This is a genomic window from Streptomyces sp. NPDC051064 (genome assembly GCF_044455985.1).
GTDB lineage: Bacteria > Actinomycetota > Actinomycetes > Streptomycetales > Streptomycetaceae > Streptomyces.
Genome location: NZ_JBITFK010000015.1, coordinates 81,359 through 100,040, shown reverse-complemented (window position 1 = coordinate 100,040; position 18,682 = coordinate 81,359). Strand labels below are relative to the sequence as shown.

General features: G+C 70.6%; 15 protein-coding genes, 1 other RNA gene and 1 pseudogene. 1 reads left to right on the top strand and 16 read right to left on the bottom strand.

Translation table 11 applies throughout. From position 1 onward, the window contains the following. The 12 genes and pseudogenes from ACIBCU_RS36550 to ACIBCU_RS36495 form a co-directional block, all read right to left on the bottom strand. Positions 1-284 (bottom strand): annotated as a pseudogene (locus tag ACIBCU_RS36550) (NAD-dependent malic enzyme); the annotation flags it as partial. Between the two features lie 407 nt (positions 285-691). Next, entirely contained in the window at positions 692-3,061 is a 2,370-nt protein-coding gene (locus ACIBCU_RS36545; RefSeq protein WP_362926996.1) for a UvrD-helicase domain-containing protein, read from the bottom strand. A 104-nt stretch (positions 3,062-3,165) separates the two neighbouring features. Continuing rightward, complete coding sequence (locus ACIBCU_RS36540) at positions 3,166-4,026, bottom strand: anti-sigma factor family protein (RefSeq protein WP_399236825.1); 861 nt, start codon at positions 4,024-4,026, stop codon at positions 3,166-3,168. Next, positions 4,023-4,610, bottom strand: coding sequence for a sigma-70 family RNA polymerase sigma factor (locus ACIBCU_RS36535; protein ID WP_399236823.1), 588 nt, complete (start codon positions 4,608-4,610; stop codon positions 4,023-4,025). The genes ACIBCU_RS36540 and ACIBCU_RS36535 overlap by 4 nt, the downstream gene beginning before the upstream one ends. 121 nt (positions 4,611-4,731) lie before the next feature. Beyond that, positions 4,732-5,319, bottom strand: coding sequence for a CGNR zinc finger domain-containing protein (locus ACIBCU_RS36530; protein ID WP_399236821.1), 588 nt, complete (start codon positions 5,317-5,319; stop codon positions 4,732-4,734). 195 nt (positions 5,320-5,514) lie between these two features. Further along, positions 5,515-6,078 (bottom strand): GNAT family N-acetyltransferase, encoded by a 564-nt coding sequence (locus ACIBCU_RS36525; RefSeq protein WP_399236819.1) that lies wholly within the window; start codon positions 6,076-6,078, stop codon positions 5,515-5,517. 20 nt (positions 6,079-6,098) lie between these two features. Then, a complete protein-coding gene (locus ACIBCU_RS36520) occupies positions 6,099-7,244 on the bottom strand; it encodes a uroporphyrinogen-III synthase (protein ID WP_362927001.1) in 1,146 nt (381 codons plus the stop codon). Positions 7,245-7,374: 130 nt separating this feature from the next. Continuing rightward, positions 7,375-8,706 (bottom strand): nitrate/nitrite transporter, encoded by a 1,332-nt coding sequence (locus tag ACIBCU_RS36515; protein WP_399236817.1) that lies wholly within the window; start codon positions 8,704-8,706, stop codon positions 7,375-7,377. A gap of 154 nt (positions 8,707-8,860) precedes the next feature. Beyond that, the gene (locus ACIBCU_RS36510) at positions 8,861-10,132 is read right to left on the bottom strand and encodes an acyltransferase (RefSeq protein WP_399236815.1); all 1,272 of its coding nucleotides are present in this window, start codon (positions 10,130-10,132) and stop codon (positions 8,861-8,863) included. Further along, positions 10,129-12,258 (bottom strand): bifunctional polysaccharide deacetylase/glycosyltransferase family 2 protein, encoded by a 2,130-nt coding sequence (locus ACIBCU_RS36505; RefSeq protein ID WP_399236813.1) that lies wholly within the window; start codon positions 12,256-12,258, stop codon positions 10,129-10,131. The genes ACIBCU_RS36510 and ACIBCU_RS36505 overlap by 4 nt, the downstream gene beginning before the upstream one ends. 69 nt (positions 12,259-12,327) lie before the next feature. Continuing rightward, positions 12,328-12,981, bottom strand: a complete 654-nt coding sequence (locus ACIBCU_RS36500; RefSeq protein WP_399236811.1) for a hypothetical protein — start codon at positions 12,979-12,981, stop codon at positions 12,328-12,330. A 166-nt stretch (positions 12,982-13,147) separates the two neighbouring features. Continuing rightward, positions 13,148-14,119, bottom strand: a complete 972-nt coding sequence (locus ACIBCU_RS36495; RefSeq protein WP_362927006.1) for a LysR family transcriptional regulator — start codon at positions 14,117-14,119, stop codon at positions 13,148-13,150. Positions 14,120-14,202: 83 nt separating this feature from the next. Here ACIBCU_RS36495 and ACIBCU_RS36490 point away from each other — a divergent pair, with 83 nt between their 5' ends. Continuing rightward, a complete protein-coding gene (locus ACIBCU_RS36490) occupies positions 14,203-15,393 on the top strand; it encodes an MFS transporter (RefSeq protein ID WP_399236809.1) in 1,191 nt (396 codons plus the stop codon). 65 nt (positions 15,394-15,458) lie between these two features. Here the strand turns inward: ACIBCU_RS36490 and ssrA are convergent. The 4 genes from ssrA to ftsX all read right to left on the bottom strand — a co-directional run bounded on the left by ssrA (position 15,459) and on the right by ftsX (position 18,662). Next, positions 15,459-15,846, bottom strand: a transfer-messenger RNA (tmRNA) gene (gene ssrA, locus ACIBCU_RS36485). Positions 15,847-15,978: 132 nt separating this feature from the next. Beyond that, complete coding sequence (gene smpB, locus ACIBCU_RS36480; protein WP_362927008.1) at positions 15,979-16,467, bottom strand: SsrA-binding protein SmpB; 489 nt, start codon at positions 16,465-16,467, stop codon at positions 15,979-15,981. Positions 16,468-16,485: 18 nt separating this feature from the next. Continuing rightward, on the bottom strand, positions 16,486-17,673 hold the full coding sequence (locus ACIBCU_RS36475; protein ID WP_362927009.1) for a S41 family peptidase: 1,188 nt from the start codon (positions 17,671-17,673) through the stop codon (positions 16,486-16,488). 68 nt (positions 17,674-17,741) lie between these two features. Beyond that, positions 17,742-18,662 (bottom strand): permease-like cell division protein FtsX, encoded by a 921-nt coding sequence (gene ftsX / locus ACIBCU_RS36470; protein WP_356708698.1) that lies wholly within the window; start codon positions 18,660-18,662, stop codon positions 17,742-17,744. Positions 18,663-18,682: the final 20 nt, after the last annotated feature.

Here is an 18,682-nt window from a genome sequence, read left to right as displayed (position 1 = left end):
TTGCCGCCGAGGTGCATCAGGAACGTACGGTCGGAGACCTTGCCGAGGATGACGCCCTCGATGTCGCGCAGGCCTTCGACGATCTCGTCCGCGTGTGAGGTGGAGGAGGCCGCGATCGTGACGTCGATCCGCAGCTTCTCGTGGCCGGAGGCGGTCACGTCGAGGCCGGTGACCGAACCTCCGGAGGACTCCACGGCCGTGGTGAGCTGGGAGACCGCTGTGCCGCTCGCGGGCACCTCCAGCCTGACCGTCATCGAGTACGAGACGCTGGGCGCCGTTGCCATGGCCGAGTCCTTCGCTTTCCTGAGCTTCGTTGCCGCACGCAGATGGGGCTCGGCCCCGTACGTGCGTTCCGATCGTCGCACCTACCGACCGGTAGCAGGTAATGACTGCCACCTTTCGGAAAGTTTCTTCCACCATACGAGAAGTAGCGGTGATGCGTAACCCCGTAAACACCAACAGACCCGCACCACCAACAGGTGACGCGGGTCTGTCTTCTTCGAGTCAGGTGACACCGGCCCGCCATGCTCGCCTCGCGGCAAGTGGTCGCTCGTAGCGACTAAGGTTGGGCCCGGGGGCTTGGATCGAGCCGGTGCCGACACCAGGCTAACAAACACCCCGGAAAAGTGATTCCCGTGCGACGGGTTGACTCCGGGAAGCACTCCGCACGCAGGCGCCGGCGACCCCTCCCTCAGTCCCTCAGCAGGTCCGGAACCCCGTCCTCGTCCGGCATGTCGCGCTCCCCGGAGATCACGGTGAGCTGCTGCGTCGCACGGGTGAGTGCCACGTACAGCACCCGCAGCCCGGCCGGGGACTCGTCGGCGATCTCCGCGGGTGAGACGACCACCGTGGCGTCGTACTCCAGGCCCTTCGCCTCCAGGCTCCCCAGTGCCACGACACGCTCGCCGAGCTCCGCCAGCCAGGCACGGGCCTCGGCGCGGCGGTTCATCGCGACGACCACACCCACGGTGCCGTCCACCTCACCGAGCAGCCTGCGGGCCTCCTCGCGGACGGTCGAGGCGAGGTCCCCGTCCCGCACCGTCTCGAAGCGCGGCTCGACACCGGTCGAGCGGACCGCCGCCGGGGACTCCATCCCCGGCATGGCCAGCGCCAGCACCTTGGCCGCGAGCTCGGCGATCTCCGCCGGGTTGCGATAGTTCACCGTGAGGGTGAACCGGCGCCGCGGCCGGTTGCCGAGCGCCTCGTCACGGGCGGCGGACGCCTCGTCGGGGTCCGACCAGGAGGACTGCGCCGCGTCACCGACGATCGTCCAGGTCGCGTGCCGGCCGCGGCGGCCGACCATCCGCCACTGCATCGGCGTCAGGTCCTGCGCCTCGTCGACGATGACGTGGGCGTACTCGGTACGCTCCGCCGCCAGCCGCTCGGCCCGCTCGCGCTGCGTCTCCTCGCGCTGCGGCATCAGCTCCTCCAGACCCGTGAGCTGGTCCAGCGGGTCCGCCTCCCGCTGCCTCTTCGGGCGGGCCGGGGTGCCCAGGAGGGTCTGCAGCTCGTCCAGGAGCGCCACGTCGTGGACGGAGAGCGGACCCTTGCCGTCCTCGTCCAGCCGCTTCAGCGAACGGGCGAGCCGGCGCACCTCGCCCTGGTTGAGGATCCGGCGCGCCCATCTGCTCAGCCGCCGCTCGTCGGACATCGCGGCCAGCACCTGGCGAGGGGTGAGCTCCGGCCACCAGGCGTTCAGGAAGGTGAGGAAGGGCGTCTCGGTGGACACGTCCTCGTCGAACGAGGAGCGCAGCTCCGCGACCAGCTCGGGGTCGGTGTAGCGGCCCCGGCCGGACGACTTGTTCCACAGGGCGTCCAGGAGCAGCTTGCGGGCCCGCGGGCGCAGCAGGTTGACCGGTGCCGTGCCGCCGAGGACGTTGTGCCGGATCCGCCGGAGCTCGTCGGCCTCCAGCTCGACGCGGGCGCCGAAGGCCACCACCCGCAGCCGGGTGGGGGTCCCCGCCTCGGCGGGGGCCTCCCCGAAGTCCAGCTGGCCCTCCTGCGGGGCGGGCCGTGGCGCGGGCTGCTCCAGCGCCCCACGGGCCGCCTTGCGCACCACGTGGAGCATCCGGGACGAGCCCTTGATCCGGGCGACAGCGGGCTCGTCGTACGTGGTCGCGCCCTCCACACCCGCGGCCTCGTCGGACAGCGAACCGACCGCGCGGATCGCGACCTGGCCCTCCTCGCCGAGCGAGGGCAGGACCCCTTCGGTGTACGCGACCAGGAGCGGGGTCGGCGAGACGACGAGGATGCCGCCCGCGTACCGGCGCCGGTCCTGGTAGAGGAGGTACGCGGCCCGGTGCAGGGCCACCGCCGTCTTGCCGGTGCCGGGGCCGCCCGAGACCTCGGTGACGGAGGCGGCGGGGGCACGGATCACCAGGTCCTGCTCGGCCTGGATCGACGAGACGATGTCCCGCATCGTGTGGCTGCGGGCCTGGCCCAGCGCGGCCATCAGGGCGCCGTCACCGATGACGGGCAGTTCGTCGCCCTTCAGCCGTGCGGTCAGCTCCGGACGCATCAGGTCGTCCTCCACGCCGAGGACCCTGCGGCCCTTGGAGCGGATGACCCGGCGGCGTACGACCCGGCCCGGGTCCTTCGGCGTCGAACGGTAGAACGGCGCGGCGGCCGGCGCCCGCCAGTCGATCACCAGCGGTGCGTAGTCGGAGTCGAGCACTCCTATACGGCCGATGTGAAGGGTCTCCGCGATCTCGGCGGTGCTGTCCTCCCCCACGGCGTCGTCCGCCGCCTCCACGGAGGTGAAGGCGCCGTCCGGGCCGCGTTCACCGTCCTTGCCGCGCAGCAGATCGATCCGCCCGAAGAGAAAGTCCTCGAACTCACTGTTCAGCCGGTTGAGGTGGACGCCGGCACGGAAGACCTGGGCGTCCCTTTCGGCGAGTGCCCCGGGGGTGCCTACCTGGCCCCGTTTACTGGCGTCCTGCATGAGAAATTCCGCCTCGTCGATCTTCTCTTCGAGACGGCGGTAGACCCGGTCCAGATGTTCTTGTTCGACACCGATTTCCCGGTCCCGCAACGAATCGACAGCGGCATCCTGCGCGGCCACCGAGGCCCCCTTCTGACGTGCATCGGGCAGCCGTCAACCGTACGCGAAAGGGGGCCCCGAGCGCACCTGCCACCCGGATCGCGTTCTGGGTCTTTCGTCCGGTTTCAGGCCGGGGCCGCGTCGATCTCCACCAGCCGCTCGCCGTCGAAGGTCCGGACCTCGAAATGGTCGATGTCCGCGCGCGCCATCGCGGTGCCCCCGTGCACATACAGCGGGTGGCGCGCGTCCGGGTGGGAGGAATCCTCGATCCCGTATCCCCATTCCGGTACGGACCAGGAGGTGACGACCTCCTCGTCGCCGGTCCTGGACACGGCGACCAGGCTGCATTTCTCCGGGCCTTCGACGTTCTTGAGCTCAAGGACCGTGTGCGTGCCCCAGGCCTTGGGCTCCATGCCGACCGTGGCATCGACCCGGGTGGCGGGGTCGGTCGCCGTCAGCTTCTCCGGCATGTGGTGGAAGAAGGCGTCCTCGGCGGGGCTCGTGGGATGCGGGTCGGCCGCCTCGACCTGCCGGCCCGCGTCCCCGCCGGCCGTGGCGGTGACCGCGACCACCGGGCCGCCGATCACGAGGACGGCCGCCGCGGCGATCAGATACCGGGCGCGGCGCCGCCGCTGCGAGCGCTTCCGCGCGACCTCGTCGACGAGACCGGCCAGCACCCGGGGCGCGGGGGGCTCAGGGACGTGCGGCACCGGGCGCGCGCCCGGGACGGTGGCCGGCGACTCCGCGAGCATCGCCAGCATGGGCTCCATCCCGGCGAACTCGTCGAGCTGGGCGGCGCACGGCGCGCAGCCGGCCAGATGGGCCTCGAAGGCGCTCGCCTCGGCGTCATCCAGGATGCCCAGCGCGTAGGCGCCGGCGGCGTCGTGCCCCGGGCCCGGCGCGGGGGGCGCGAAGGGGTCGTCCGGAGGACCGGAGTGGCCCGAGGGGCGCCGGGGACCGAAGGGCTGCCATTCCTGGTCGCTCATGCCGTGATCCCCCTCTCCTCCAGTGCGAGCTTCATGGAACGCAGTGCGTAGAACACCCGGGACCGCACGGTCCCGCTGGGGATGCCGAGCACCTCCGCGGCCTCGTTGACCGTACGGCCCCTGAAGTAGGTCTCGACCAATGCTTCCCGGTGGGCCGGGGTCAAATCGTCGAGCGCGTCCGAGAGCGTCATCAGCCACAGCGCCTTGTCGATCTCGTCCTCCGCGGGGATGACCTCCAGCGGCGACGGATCGACCTCGCGGGGCCGGGCCTGCCGGCTGCGGTGGCCGTCGATGACGATGCGCCGGGCGACCGTCACCAGCCAGGGGCGGACGGAGCCGTTGGCCCGGTTGAGCGAACCGGCGTTCTTCCAGGCACGGATGAGCGTCTCCTGCACCACGTCCTCGGCCCGCTGACGGTCACCCGCGACAAGACGGAGGACGTAGGCCAGCAGCGGACCGGCGTGTTCGCGGTAGAGCGCCCGCATCAACTCCTCGTCGGGGACGTCGGAGGGAGGGCGGGGCGGTGCACTGCGATGTCGAGCCCTGTGCGGACGGTCATCGGCCACGGCCGCATCCTTGCGCACCCGAACCTCCCGGTCGAGACCCTGTCGAGCTCTGTGGCCATCGGTACGGCTGCGGGCGCCGGTTCATTCAGAAGCCGGGCAACTTTCTTTCGGCAGCGAGCATTCGGGACCGTTCACGGCCTCACGTCACTGCCCTCACCCGGCGCCGGTGCCGGGCCACCCGCTCCCGGTTGCCGCAGACCTCGCTGGAGCACCAGCGGCGCCGCCGCCCCCGCGACGTGTCCAGATAGAGCCGCCGGCAGTCATCGCCCTCGCACCGGCGCAGCCCCGCCCGCGCGACCGGGTCCGTCAGCAGGTCGACGGCGTCCCGGGCCACCGCGGCGAGCAGCTCCCCGCACCCCGGGTCCGCGATCGGCGCCCGCACGAGCGCCCCGCCCTGGCCCCGCACGGCCCGCAGCCCCGGCGGGGCGCCCGCTGCCAGCGCGTTGACCCGGTCCAGGGCGCTGTCGGCGCTCCCGCCGGTCAGCTGAGCCGTCATCAGCCGGTCGATTCCCGTACGCAACTGCCGGAAGCGCGCCACCCAGGTCTCGTCGACCGCCGCCAGCGTCGTCCCGCACGGGACCAGCGCCGAGGCCATCAGCCACTCGGCGAGACGCGCCGGGCAGTCGAGCCGCTCGCACGCGCCGGAGGCCGGCCCCGTCGCCACCAGGTCCAGACAGACACGCCCCGAGTCGAACCGCCGGTCGTACGCGCCCGTGCCCGCCGCCATGAGCCTGTCACCGCCTCGGGGGTCACCTGTGGGGGGAGAGTCACCCCCAGAGTGCCCGCATCCGGCCCGGCCCGGAACCCCTCCGGACACCGCCGTACCGTGCCGGGAAGACCGGCTTCCCGCTCGCCGAGCTCGTCACCGCCCGGCCATCGCGCTACCCCCTGGGCGGCCACCGGCACTCCCGGGAGGCACCGCTCAGCGCTGCGGCGGGCCGTCGTGCAGGATGCGCTGGAACATCCGGTGGTCCTGCCACGAGCCGTTGATGTGGAGATAGCGCGGCGCCGTGCCGTAGAGCTCGAACCCGCACTTCGCCAGCACCCGCTGTGAGGCCGTGTTGTCCAGGACCGTCCCGGCCTCGACCCGGTGCAGTCCGAGCCCGTCCCGTGCCAGCTCGCAGACCCGGGTCACGGCGGCCGTGGCAAGGCCCCGGCCCGCCCGGTCGACGTCGATCCAGTAGCCGATCCGGGCGTTGCGGAACGGCCCGCGCTCGATGGAGGCGAGCGTCATCGCCCCCACGACCCGGTCCTCGTCGTCGGCCAGCGCCCAGGGCATCGTGCGCCCCGCGTCCCGGTCCGCCAGCAGTCCGGTCAGCCGCTGGGCCTGGCCTTCGGGGGTGTAGAAGGCTTCGGGGCGCACGGGCTCCCAGCGCCGCATGTACGCGCGGCTGCGGGTCATGGTCTCGGCGAAGGACTCCGCGTCGCCGAGGACCACGGGCCTCAGCCGGATGCCGTCGGCCAGGGGATGGATGTCGTTGATCATCCCCGCACCGTAGCGGCCCGTCAGGAAGCGTCGTACTTGGTGTCCGCCGAGGGGTCCAGCGCCAGCCGGTAGCCCCGCTTGACGACCGTCTGGATCAGCCGGGGCGCCCCCAGCGCCGTACGCAGCCGGGCCATCGCCGTCTCCACCGCGTGCTCGTCACTGCCGCTGCCGGGCAGGGCCCGCAGCAGATCGGCGCGGGAGACCACCCAGCCGGGCCTGCGGGCCAGCGTGTGCAGCAGGGCCATGCCGGCCGGTGGTACCGGGCGCAGGGCTCCGTCGACCAGCACGGCGTGGCCGCGGATCTCGACGTGGTGGCCGGCGACGGGGAGCGCACGGGCCCGGGCGGGCAGCTGGGCGCAGAGCACCTGGACGAGCGGCCCCAGCCGGAAGCGCTCGGGCTGGACGGTGTCGATGCCCCTGGCCTGCAGGGGCAGAGCCGTGACCGGCCCGACGCAGGCGGTGACGACGTCATGGCTCAGGGCGTCCAGCACCTCCGGGAGCATGCCGCGCGCCTCCGCCCGGTTCAGGTAGGACGCGGCGGCGGGTGCGCTGGTGAAGGTGAGGGCGTCCAGGCCACGGGCGACGGTGACGTCGAGCATGCGGTCGAGCGGGGTGATGTCCTCCGGGGGCATCCACCGGTAGACGGGTACGCCGACGACTTCGGCGCCCGCCGCACGGAGCGACTCGACGAAGCCCGGCAGCGGCTCGCCGTGCAGCTGGAGGGCGACCCGGCGGCCCGAGACGCCTTCGCCCAGCAGCCGGTCCAGCACCTCGGCCATCGACTCGGACTGCGGCGACCACGCCTCGGTGAGCCCGGCCGCCCGGATGGCGCCCTTGACCTTGGGACCACGGGCCAGCAGCTCGATACCGCGCAGCAGTTCGAGCAGCTGGTCACCGATGCCCCAGCCGTCGGCGGCCTCCACCCAGCCCCTGAAGCCGATGGCGGTGGTCGCGATCACGACGTCGGGCGCGTTGTCGATCAGCTCCTTGGTGGCGGCCAGGAGTTCGCTGTCGTCCGCGAGCGGAACGATCCGCAGCGCGGGCGCGTGCAGGACCGCGGCGCCCCTGCGCGTGAGGAGCGTCCCCAGCTCCTCCGCGCGACGGGCTGCGGTCACCCCGACCGTGAAGCCCGCCAGGGGCCCGTGCTGTGCGTCGTCGTCGTGCATGGCGTGATACCCGGCTCTCGTCCCGCTGTTGCCCGCTGATACGGAGGGCCGAGACTGTCAACCCTGCGTGACAGTCTCGGTCCTCCTGTATTTCCCGCCCGTTACGTCCTGCGACGCGCTGTGGCCACCCTCACACCTCGGCATAGCTGAGCTGCGGCTTCGTGGCCACCGCTGCGGTACGCCGAAGGTATACCGCCCACGTGAGGGTGAAGCAGACGGCGTAGAAGCCGAGGAAGCACCAGAAGGCGGCCGTTCCGGCGCCCGAGGTGGCGAAGGACTGACGGAACGCGAGGTTGATCGCGAGGCCGCCCAGGGCGCCGACCGCCCCGATGAGTCCCATGGCGGCCCCGGAGAGCCGTCGTCCGTACGCCGCGGCCTCCTCGCCCCGGAGTCCCTTGGCGATGCCCTGCGCGTGGAAGATGCCCGGAATCATCTTGAACGTGGAGCCGTTGCCGAGGCCCGTCAGCACGAACAGCGCGATGAAGCCGACGAGGAACACCGCCAGCGACTCGATGCCGGAGGCGTAGACGACGACACCGGTGGCCGCGGCCATGGCCGCGAAGTTCCACAGGGTGATCCGGGCGCCGCCGTACCGGTCGGCGAGCCAGCCGCCGGCGGGCCGGATCAGGGACCCGAGCAGCGGGCCGATGAAGGTGAGCGAGGCGGCCTGCAGCGGAGTACGGCCGAACTGGGTCTGCAGGACGAGTCCGAAGGCGAAGCTGTAGCCGATGAACGAGCCGAAGGTGCCGATGTAGAGCACCGACATGATCCAGGTGTGCGGCTCGCGTACGGCCTGGAGCGCCGCCCCGGTGTCGTTCTGGACGGGCCGGAGGTTGTCCATGCGCAGCGCGGCGCCGAGCGCGGCGACGACGATCAGCGGTACGTACACCCCGAGCACGATCCGCGGGTGTGCGGCGCCCGCCGTGCCGATCACCAGCAGCCCGATGAGCTGGACGACCGGGACGCCGATGTTGCCGCCGCCGGCGTTGAGCCCGAGCGCCCAGCCCTTCTTGCGCAGCGGGAAGAAGGCGTTGATGTTCGTCATCGACGAGGCGAAGTTGCCGCCCCCGATGCCGGTGAGCGCGGCGACGACGAGGAACGTGGTGTACGAGGTGCCGGGCTCCATCACCCAGAAGGCCGCGAGGGTCGGCACCAGGAGCGACAGTGCGCTGAAGACGGTCCAGTTGCGCCCGCCGAACAGCGCGACCGCGAAGGTGTACGGCACCCGGACGATGGCGCCGACCAGGGTGGCCGTGGAGATCAGGAAGAACTTCCCGGCCGGGTCGATGCCGTACTCCGGCCCCATGAACAGGACCATGACGGACCACAGGGACCAGATCGAGAACCCGATGTGCTCGGAGAGCACGGAGAACCACAGATTCCTCCGGGCGACCTTCTCGCCCGTCTCTCGCCAGAAGGTCTCGTCCTCCGGCTCCCACTGCTCGATCCAACGACCGGCCATCACGCGCCTCCACAGGGGTCGGGGTGTTGTCCTGCCGACGTTAGGGAGCCCGCGTTTCGGTGCGGTGCCGTGAGGTGACCGGTGCGCAACCTTGCTCTCACTCGGCCGCCGGGGGTGCGGTGAGCCCGGCCAAGCCGCACCCCTGGCGTCCGGATCAGGCCCTGCGCGACCCGCCCGCCCGGACCGCCCCGTTCGGCCACAGGCGCGGCCGGCGCTTGGCGGCGACGTCCTCGACCCAGCCGAAGGCCAGGATGGCGAGCCCTATGAGCGGCCAGATCGCGATCAGGACCAGCACTTCGTACGACTGTTCTATATACGTACCGAATGTGTCGCCGAACCACGGGATGTTCCAGAGCTCGTCCACGAGGTGCGCGGCCGCCATCAGCAGCAGGTTGTGCCACAGGTAGATCGTCACGGCCCTGTTGTTCGCCAGCGTGACCAGGCTGTCCCAGCCGGCGAACCTGCCGGGAAGCTTCTGCCAGGACGGGGCGTAGATCAGGAGGATCGCGCAGAAGCCGAGGGACCAGGTGGCCTGGGCCAGCGGGATCTCGTCCAGGTTCCAGCCCTCCTCGGTGAGGTGCCCGGACGCCCACCACAGGCCGAAGCCCATGACGATCGCGGCGGACGACACCGCCAGGTAGCGCGGGACCTCCTTCAGCAGTCCGTCGTTGTGGGCGAAGCCCAGGATCCAGCAGGATCCGAACACGGCGAAGTCGACGAGCCCCTCGCCGAAGGTGCCGGGGACGGTCACGAGGCCGGTGCCGATCACAGCGGTGAGGGCGACCGGGGCGAGCAGCGTGACCCAGGGCAGCCTGCGGAACGCCTTGAGCAGCAGCGGCGAGGCGAGCACGAACCAGAGGTAGGCCCGGATGTACCAGAGCGGTCCCGCCGCCTGATCGGCCCAGCTCAGCTCCAGCCACCCGCCGGTGGAACCGCTCTCCTCGGGATACGGAGGCGAGCCGAGCGGGAAGAGGTAGCTGCCGAGCTTGATGAACCACCACAGCCCCTCCTCCCGGACGGGCTTCCAGCTCAGCGCGAAGATCACCGGTACGACGACGAGCGAGAACGCCCACATCGGAGGGAGCAGCCTGCGCAGCCGGCTGCGGATGACGCTGCCCGCCGGCCGGGCCAGCGAGCGGGCCATCAGCGAACCGGCCAGGGCGAACATCACGCCCATGGACGGGAAGAGGATGGTCAGCCAGGCCCAGCCGAAGAGGTGGAAGACCACGACGCGGACGAGGGCCACGGCCCTGAGCAGATCGAGGTAGCGATCACGCCCGGGCTTGGCGCGGGGCGCGGGAGCCTGCCCCACGGTCTCCGGGGCGGCGGGGACGTGCTCCGGATACGCCGCGGGGGCGGGCGGGACGGGCAGCGGCGCGGTGTACGCGGCACCGGCCGGCGCGTGCCCCTGGTCGGGGAAGGTCATGCCACCGGCCTCCGGTCCTTGTCCGTGTACTTACGGCGGTTCTGTGTGCCGCCCGGTGCCTCCACCACGCCCGTGCGGCGCAGCTTCTGCCAGCGCAGCCGGCCACCGGTGAGAGCGGTGATCCAGGACTGGAGCAGCACGACGTACATCAGCTGCCGGTAGAGGATCTGCTGGAGCGGCAGGGAGATCAGATGCGTCATGCGCTCCCGGTCGAGCCGGAAGGCGTACGCGGCGCAGACGGCCTGCACCAGCAGGACGCCGAACCAGGCCGCGACCGTCTTCCCCGTCGGGCCGAAGACCAGCCCGTACAGCAGGAAGACGTCGATGAGGGGCGCCAGCAGCGGGGCGACGACCATGAACAGGGAGACGAACGGCAGGCCCACCCGTCCGAAGCGGCCCGAGGGCCCCTTCTCGATGACCGCGCGGCGGTGCTTCCAGATGGCCTGCATCGTGCCGTAGGACCACCGGTAGCGCTGCGACCACAGCTGCTGCACGGACTCGGGAGCCTCGGTCCAGGCGCGGGCGTTCTCCGCGTAGACGACGCGCCAGCCGTCGCGGTGCAGCGCCATGGTGACGTCGGTGTCCTCGGCGAGGGTGTCCTCGCTCATGCCGCCGATCCGGTCCAGCCCCTCCCGGCGGAAGGCGCCGACCGCACCGGGGATGGTGGGCATGCACCCCAGGAGGTCGTACATCCGGCGGTCGAGGTTGAAGCCCATCACGTACTCGATGTGCTGCCAGGCGCCGATCAGCGAGTCGCGGTTGCCGACCTTGGCGTTGCCGGCGACCGCTCCGACCCTCGGATCGGCGAACGGCTGCACGAGCTCGCGCACGGTGGAGGGTTCGAAGACCGTGTCGCCGTCCATCATCACGACGATGTCGAAACGGGCGTGCGCGATGCCGTTGTTGAGGGCCGCGGGCTTGCCGGCGTTGCGCTGGCGCACGACCCGGACGTTCGGGATCCACATCGCCTCGACGAGGTCGGCCGTGCCGTCCGTCGAGCCGTCGTCGATGACGACGACCTCGATCGGGTAGTCGCTCGCCACCAGCGACCGGACGGTCGCCTCGATGCACTCACGCTCGTTGTACGCGGGGACGAGGACCGAGACGGGCCGGGTGAACTCCTCGCCCCAGCTGAAGTTCCTGCGGCGCACCTTCCTGGCGTGCAGGAAGGACAGCAGGAGCATCAGACCGAAGCGGACCATCACCAGCACGCCGATGACGGCGAGGCCCACCACCAGGACACCGGTGACGTGTTCGGAGATCCCCACCGCTCCTATGAACGCCTTGCCCTTCCAGAGCGCGAACCCGGTGACCGGGGTGTGCGCGCTGGGGGCGCCGAGCGCCGACGTCAGGTTGGTGAACTCGTAGCCCTTGTCCTGCATCTTGGGCAGGAAGTGGCCGAGGGCGGCCACGGTCTGGGACCGGTCACCACCGGAGTCGTGCATCAGGACGATGGCGCCCTTGCCGTGCTTGGGACTGGCGTTCTTGGAGATCACTCCGACGCCCGGGCGCTTCCAGTCCTCGCTGTCGGTGTTGTTCACGACGGTGAGGTAGCCGCGGCTGCCGATGTACTGCGTGACCGGCCAGGACTTGTTGTCCATGGCGTCGGAGAACGAGGAGTACGGGGGCCGGAACAGCGACGTGCGGATGCCGGCCGCGCCCGCCAGTACCAGCTGGTTCTGGGCAAGCTCCCGGTCGATGCGACTGGTGGACTGGAAGGAGAGATCGGGGTGGTTGAAGGTGTGCAGCCCGATCTCGTGCCCCTCGTCGACCATCCGCTGCACGAGGTCCGGGTAACGCGAGGCCATCGTGCCGGTGACGAAGAAGACCCCGTGCGCGTCGTACTCCTTGAGCTTGTCCAGCACCCGCGGGGTCCAGACCGGGTCGGGGCCGTCGTCGAAGGTCAGGACGATCTTGTGGTCCGGTATCCGGAGCGTCTCGGCTTCCTCGCCCGCCGCGCGGGCGTCGATGACCGGGCCGCCCTCGAGCACCTTGTCAGGTACCTGGGTGGTGGGAGCGGGTGGCTGGACACGGTGGTCGGCGAGGATCTCGCTGTGCACGTATCCGCGCAGCATGAGCATGGCGAGCAGGGCCACAAGAAGGAGTGACGGAAGCAGATAGCGCATGGGAAGTCTGCGTCTTACGGTCCGCTTCTTCTTCCGGTTGTGTCTGCCCCGCGAAACGGGGGTTGTCATCTACTGAGCGCCTTCTTGTGGTTGCACCGGTGATTCCGAGGTGTCCGGGGAGGCCGGCGGGCTGTCGTCGACGGACGGCTCGGTGGTGGCCGGCGGCGACGGGTCACCGGTCGGCTGCTGGGAGACCGAGTCGCCCGGGACGACGGGGGCCGAAGAGGTGCCGGTCCGGGGAGGCCTGCTGGACGAGGAGGCCGAGGCGCTCGCTCCGGGCCCGGCGGAGCCGGACACGGAGGCGCCGTCCGACGGAGGGGCCACCCCGGTGCCGGAGGCCGAGGCGGAGGCGCTGGGCGTCGCTCCGGGGCTCTCGGACACGGCGGCGTCACTCGGAGCGGGCCGGACCTCGACCTCTTCCGCGCGCTTCCCCTCCTGCCCGGAGAGCGGCAGCCAGGGAGCGCTGGAGTTCCCTCCGAGCACGGCGACCACCAGGGTCACCGCGTACACCGCACAGATCGCGGCGAGCACCCAGCCCACACGCCTGTACGTCTTGCTCCGGCGACCGCTCTCGTCGACGAACACCGGCCCGTCGGAAAGGTCCGGAGGGCCGGGTTCGACGGGTAGTTCGGAGAGCTGACGCCCGAGTCCGTCCAGTTGGACGGTGACGTCGTTCGGCTCATGCGTGTGCCCGGTCCGGGTACCTTCACGCCAATTTTCCACAGGTGTTCGCACATCCCCCACTCAATGAAGCAGATGCGCGGGAATGACTTGATTCATGCCAACGAACTGGGCCCCCACCCTGTCCGCGCGCCACCTGCCACCGTGCACCCGAAGCACTGAATGTAGCGCACGCCGACGACCGGAAGAGGGCTGTACGACCTGTTGTTCATGAACAGTGACTCATAAGTGACACGTCGGCTTCCGGTAGCCACGATGTCGGTGGTCGCACCATCCATCCTTCTGTTGCGGCGAGTTCGGCCGCCGCGGCACGCAACGCGGAGAGGCCGGGGTGGTCGAGGCCCTTGCGCCACACCATCAGCAGCGGCGACAGCGGCACCGGCCGCACGAGCGGGCGCAACACCGTCCCCGGCAACGGCGGGAAGCCCGCGACGGCGAGCACGGGGTTCCCGGTCTTCGCCATCACCCGTTGGAATTCGGACACTCCGACGGCGAGCGGGGCAGGTGGGGCCATGACGACACCCCACTCCGCGAAGAGTGCGGCCGCGAGATCCGTCCACTCGAGCGTGCGCGCATTGCCCGCCCCGGCGTAGACGGTTTCACCGGTCAGGTCACTCATGGCGACCTCTTCACGCCCGGCCAGAGGATGACCGTGCGGCAGGAGGACAGCCATCGGCTCGTACCGCACCGGCTGTACGGAGAGCTGGGCGAGCACCGCGGGACCGAGCCCGGCGGCCCGCCCGAAGGAGACGTCGAGCCGCCCGGCGAGCACCTCACCGGCCGCCCAGGTCAGCCCGCTCTCGAAGCGCGCCATCAGCTCGCACTCCGGCGCGAGCTCCCGTGCGCGGGCCAGCACCCGGGCCGCCGTCATCCCGTCGGTGTTGAGATCGACGAGCAGCGGCCGGTCCGCCGGGTCCGCGAAGGCGGCGGAGAGCGCGGCGTGCGCGTCGAGCACCCGGCGGGCGTACGGGACGAGGCGTTCCCCGTCGGCGGTGAGCGACACCTGCCGGGTGGTGCGGACGAAGAGCTCCCGGCCCAGCTCCCGCTCCAGTCGGCGGATGTCCCGGCTCAGCGCCTGCTGGGCGAGGTAGAGCCGGGCGGCGGCCCGGGTGAAGTGCAGCTCCTCCGCCACCGTGACGAAGGCGCGGAGGAGACGGGGATCGGTGTCGGTCGCGGCCACGGAGCCAATTTACAACAGAAGTGCGTCAATGGGGTCCGATCAGGTGTTGGACGCCTCGGGCCGCTCGATCCGAGGGTGGACGCGTGCCTCATGAAAGCGCCACCCCGGCCCCGCTCGCCCCCTCCAATCCCTACCTGCGGCTCCTCGTCACCCCCGGAGCGCGCGCGTTCACCGCGGGCAATCTCCTCGCCCGGCTCCCCATGGGCATGTTCAGCGTCAGCGCCGTCATCATGATCGCCGGGGCACACGGCTCGTACGCCCTGGCCGGGGCCGTCACCGCGACCGGACTGGCCGCGACCGCCGTGGTCGCCCCCTGGACGGCGCGCCTCGTCGACCGGTACGGGCAGGCCAGGATCGCCGTGCCCGCCACCGCGGTCGCCGTGCTCGGCTCACTGTCCCTGGTCCTCTGCGTGCACTACGACGCACCGGTCTGGACGCTCTTCGCCGCCTACGCCGCAACGGCCACCACCCCGAACACCGGCGGCATGTCACGGGCCCGCTGGGCCCATCTGCACCGGGGCGACCCGGCCGCCCTGCACACGGCGAACTCCTTCGAACAGGCCGCCGACGAGCTGTGCTTCATGCTCGGCCCGGTCCTCGCGGCGTCCCTGTGCGGGGCGCTCTTCCCCGAGGCCGGCACTCTCACCGGCGCGATCCTGCTCATGACCGGCGTCCTGGTCTTCGCCGCGCAGCGTGCGACCGAGCCACCGGTGGCCCCCCGCACACGGGCGGCCTCTCCCCTGCGCACCCCGGGCATCCCCGCCCTGCTCGCCGTCTTCCTCGCGACGGGGGCGGTCTTCGGGGCGATGGAGGTCGTCTCCATCGCCCACGCCGGAGGCGCGATCCTCGCGCTCCAGGCCGGCGGCTCCTGCGTCGCCGGGCTGCTGTACGGGTCACTGCGCCCGGCGGCGGCCGTCGGACGCCGGCTACTGCTCTGCCTGACGGGGATGACCCTTCTGATGTCGCTCCCCCTGATCGCCACGGCCACGACCGACTCGCTGCTCGTCCTGGCGGGCTGCCTGCTGCTGGCGGGGGCGGCGACGGCGCCCACCATGGTCACCGGCATGACGCTGATCCAGCGGCTCACCCCGCAGGCGCAGCTCAACGAGGGCATGACGCTGGCCGTCACCGCGCTGCTGGGCGGCATAGCGGCCGGCTCGGCGGCGGGCGGCTGGACGGTGGAGCACGCCGGGACGGTGAGCGGTTACGCGGCACCGGTGTGCGCGGCGGCCCTCGCCCTGGCCGTGGCGTCCGTGGGAACGCGCAGAGCCTGAAGGGATCCACATAAAAAACGAGGACCCCGCTGCCAGGGGCAACGGGGTCCTCGTTCACATGGGAATTGTGGAGATGGCGGGAATCGAACCCGCGTCCAACGGTGCGGAACCAGGGCTTCTCCGAGTGCAGTTCGCTACGCTTTTCTCGGCCCCGGAGGTCACGCGAACAAGCCTCCGACAGGCCCAGTCACTGTTTGATTTCCTTCCAGGCCCCGTGACCGGGCCTAGAAGTTTAGATCCCTAATTGATGCCAGGATCCGGGTCGGGATCAACCCCGGGCTGACACTCCGCAGAGTCTTCGCTTAGCTGCTAATTAGGCAGCGAGGGCGAAGGCGGAGGAATCGCGCTTGGAATTGGCGATTATTGTTTGCGACATATGGTTTACGAGATCATTGCCGCTTCCTCGACTCGCTTCCCCTGCTTCGACATCCGCTGTCGAAACCGATCATCCCCATGTTGTTTTTTCAAATGCGCACACCCTCTGTGGGGTGCACGGCCCATCGTACGTGACCAACGCACGCGGATGCCACTGTATTCCTGCGGCTCCGGGGCGCGGGACCCGGAGCACGCGCCGCGCCGGTCCGGCTACGCGCTGCGCTGACGCCTGCGGGCCGCCGAGATCGCGCGGTTCGTCTCCCGCGTGTCCTGCTTCTCGCGCAGCGTCTGGCGCTTGTCGTACTCCTTCTTGCCCTTCGCGAGCGCGATCTCGACCTTGACGCGGCTGTCCTTGAAGTACAGCGCGAGCGGCACGATCGTGTGGCCCGTCTCCTGCGACTTGGACGCCAGCTTGTCGATCTCGGCCCTGTGCATGAGCAGCTTGCGCTTGCGCTTGGCCGAGTGGTTGGTCCAGGTGCCCTGCACGTACTCAGGGACGTGGATGTTGTGCAGCCACGCCTCCCCGTTGTCGATCTGGACGAAGCCGTCGACCAGCGACGCCCTGCCCATCCGCAGCGACTTGACCTCCGTGCCCATGAGCACGAGACCGCACTCGTAGGTGTCGAGGACGTGGTAGTCGTGCCGCGCCTTCTTGTTCTGCGCAATCATCTTGCGCCCGGTGTCTTTTTCCTTGGCCATAGTGCGGTCATTTTCGCACTACGACCCACCCCCGAGGCCACTCAATACTGTTTCGCCCCGCTGCTGGGCCTCCGGACCCGCCCCGACGTCCGGCGTGATGCCGCTCCCCTCGACGGTGCGGCCCGCCGGGGTGCGGTAGTGCCCGACGGTCAGCTCGGCCACCGAACCGCCCGGGAGCTTGCTGGGCAGCTGCACGGAGCCCTTGCCGAAGGTGCGTGATCCCACGGTCACCGCCCTCCCCCGGTCCTGCAGCGCCCCGGTCAGCAGCTCGGCGGCGCTCATCGTGCCGCCGTCCACCAGGACGACCACGGGCCGGCCGGTGTCCCCGCCGGGCTCGGCGTACAGGGCGTGCTGCTCACCGTGCACGTCGTAGGTGGCGACGAGCCCGCCGTCCAGGAAGGCCGAGGAGGCGGTGACGGCCTCGCCGACCAGGCCGCCCGCGTTGGCCCGGAGGTCCAGGAGGATCCCCGCGTCCCCGGGCGCCCGGTCCACGGCGTCGCGGACCGCGGTGCCCGTGCCCTTGGTGAACGCGGCGACCTTGATCAGGACGGCGGCGGAGGGGTCCCGGCCGAGGCGCCGGACGCTCACCGGATCCGTGCTGAGTCTGGCCCTGCGCAAGGTCGTGGCCCAGGAGTGCCCGCCCCGGCTCAGCCCGAGGGCCACGGAGGAGCCTTCCGCCGCCTTCGTCCGGTCCCCGCGCAACAGCGCGACCACTTCGGCGACGGGGCGCTTCTCGACCGGACGGCCGTCCACGGTGCGCAGCAGGTCGCCCTTGCGGACCCCTGCCCGTTCCGCCGGCCCGCCGGCCCGGACCCCGGTCACGGTGACCTCGCCGTGGGTTGAGCGGCGGGCGGAGATCCCCACCCCGGTGTACGAGCCGTCGAGGGCCTGCTCGAACTCCTCGTACTCCCGCTCGTCGTAGACCGCGCCCCAGCGGTCCCCGCTGCGGCTGACGACCTCCTCGGCGGCGTCCGTACCGGACTTGCCGTCGGCCTCCGCGTCGGCGACGGCGTCCGCGATCTCCTCACGGTCCACGGAACCGACGGTGGACGACACCGTACGGGCCTCTATGTCCGTGCCCGCACCGTCCTCACGGGGCAGGGACCCGGTGGCCGCGGCGGTGGCCAGCACGCTCGCGAAGACCAACGTCAGGGCCGCCCCGCGGCAGAGACCGCGGGGTTTCAAATGGTACGTAAGGCCCGGCATGTGGCCGAGTGTAGGACAACGCCCCGGCCGCACACGGTCCGTTGGCCGTATGCGGGACGGGGCGCTCGTCACACCTTGAGGTACTTGCGCAACGCGAAGAGAGCGGCAACGGCGGGCATCAGCAACCCGATCGCGAGGACCAGCGGAAGCTTCGTGAGAACCGCTTCCCAGCCGATGAAGTCGATCAGATTCAGCTTCTCCTGGAGCGCGAGTCCGCCGTCGATCAGGAAGTACCGCGCCGCTATCAGGATCACGCAGGCGAGCAGTCCGCCGATCAGGCCGGCGAAGGCGGCCTCCATGATGAACGGCATCTGGATGTAGAAGCCCGAGGCCCCCACCAGCCGCATGATGCCCGTCTCACGTCTCCGGCTGAACGCCGAGACGCGGACGGTGTTCACGATGAGCATCAGCGCGATGACCAGCATCAGCCCCATCAGGAAGATCGCGGCCACATTCATGCCGTTCATCAGCCCGAAGAGGTTGTCCAGGATGCTCCGCTGGTCCTGGACGGACTGAACCCCGTCACGGCCCGCGAAGGCCGTCGCGACGACCTTGTACTTCTGCGGGTCCTTCAGCTTGACGCGGAACGACTCCTGCATCTGGTCCGGCGTGATGTTGCCGGCCATCGGCGAGTCGCCGAACTGCTCCTGGTAGTGCTTGTACGCCTGGTCGACCGTCTCGAAGAGGACCGGCTTCTCGACGGCCTCCATCTTCTCCAGGTCGGCCTTGATCTCCTTCTTCTGCTCGGCCGTGACGGCGCCCTTGGCGCACTTGGGCACGTCCTTGGCGTCGTTCTTGTTGCAGAGGAAGATCGAGACGTTGACCTTGTCGTACCAGTAGGTCTTCATCGAGCTGACCTGCTCGCGCATCAACAGCGCACCGCCGAACAGGGCGAGCGAGAGGGCGACGGAGATCACGACCGCGAAGGTCATCGTGAGGTTACGACGAAGACCGACGCCGATCTCCGACAGGACGAACTGGGCGCGCATGGCGTCCTTTCAGTACTCGA

Bases quoted from the DNA above. Each gene is read 5' to 3' on its own strand.
- ACIBCU_RS36540 (WP_399236825.1), bottom strand. From the start codon at position 4,026: ATGAGCGACCAGGAATGGCAGCCCTTCGGTCCCCGGCGCCCCTCGGGC.
- ACIBCU_RS36520 (WP_362927001.1), bottom strand. From the start codon at position 7,244: ATGCACGACGACGACGCACAGCACGGGCCCCTGGCGGGCTTCACGGTC.
- smpB (WP_362927008.1), bottom strand. From the start codon at position 16,467: ATGGCCAAGGAAAAAGACACCGGGCGCAAGATGATTGCGCAGAACAAG.
- ACIBCU_RS36525 (WP_399236819.1), bottom strand. From the start codon at position 6,078: ATGATCAACGACATCCATCCCCTGGCCGACGGCATCCGGCTGAGGCCC.
- ACIBCU_RS36530 (WP_399236821.1), bottom strand. From the start codon at position 5,319: ATGGCGGCGGGCACGGGCGCGTACGACCGGCGGTTCGACTCGGGGCGT.
- ACIBCU_RS36510 (WP_399236815.1), bottom strand. From the start codon at position 10,132: ATGACCTTCCCCGACCAGGGGCACGCGCCGGCCGGTGCCGCGTACACC.
- ACIBCU_RS36515 (WP_399236817.1), bottom strand. From the start codon at position 8,706: ATGGCCGGTCGTTGGATCGAGCAGTGGGAGCCGGAGGACGAGACCTTC.
- ftsX (WP_356708698.1), bottom strand. From the start codon at position 18,662: ATGCGCGCCCAGTTCGTCCTGTCGGAGATCGGCGTCGGTCTTCGTCGT.
- ACIBCU_RS36475 (WP_362927009.1), bottom strand. From the start codon at position 17,673: ATGCCGGGCCTTACGTACCATTTGAAACCCCGCGGTCTCTGCCGCGGG.
- ACIBCU_RS36505 (WP_399236813.1), bottom strand. From the start codon at position 12,258: ATGCGCTATCTGCTTCCGTCACTCCTTCTTGTGGCCCTGCTCGCCATG.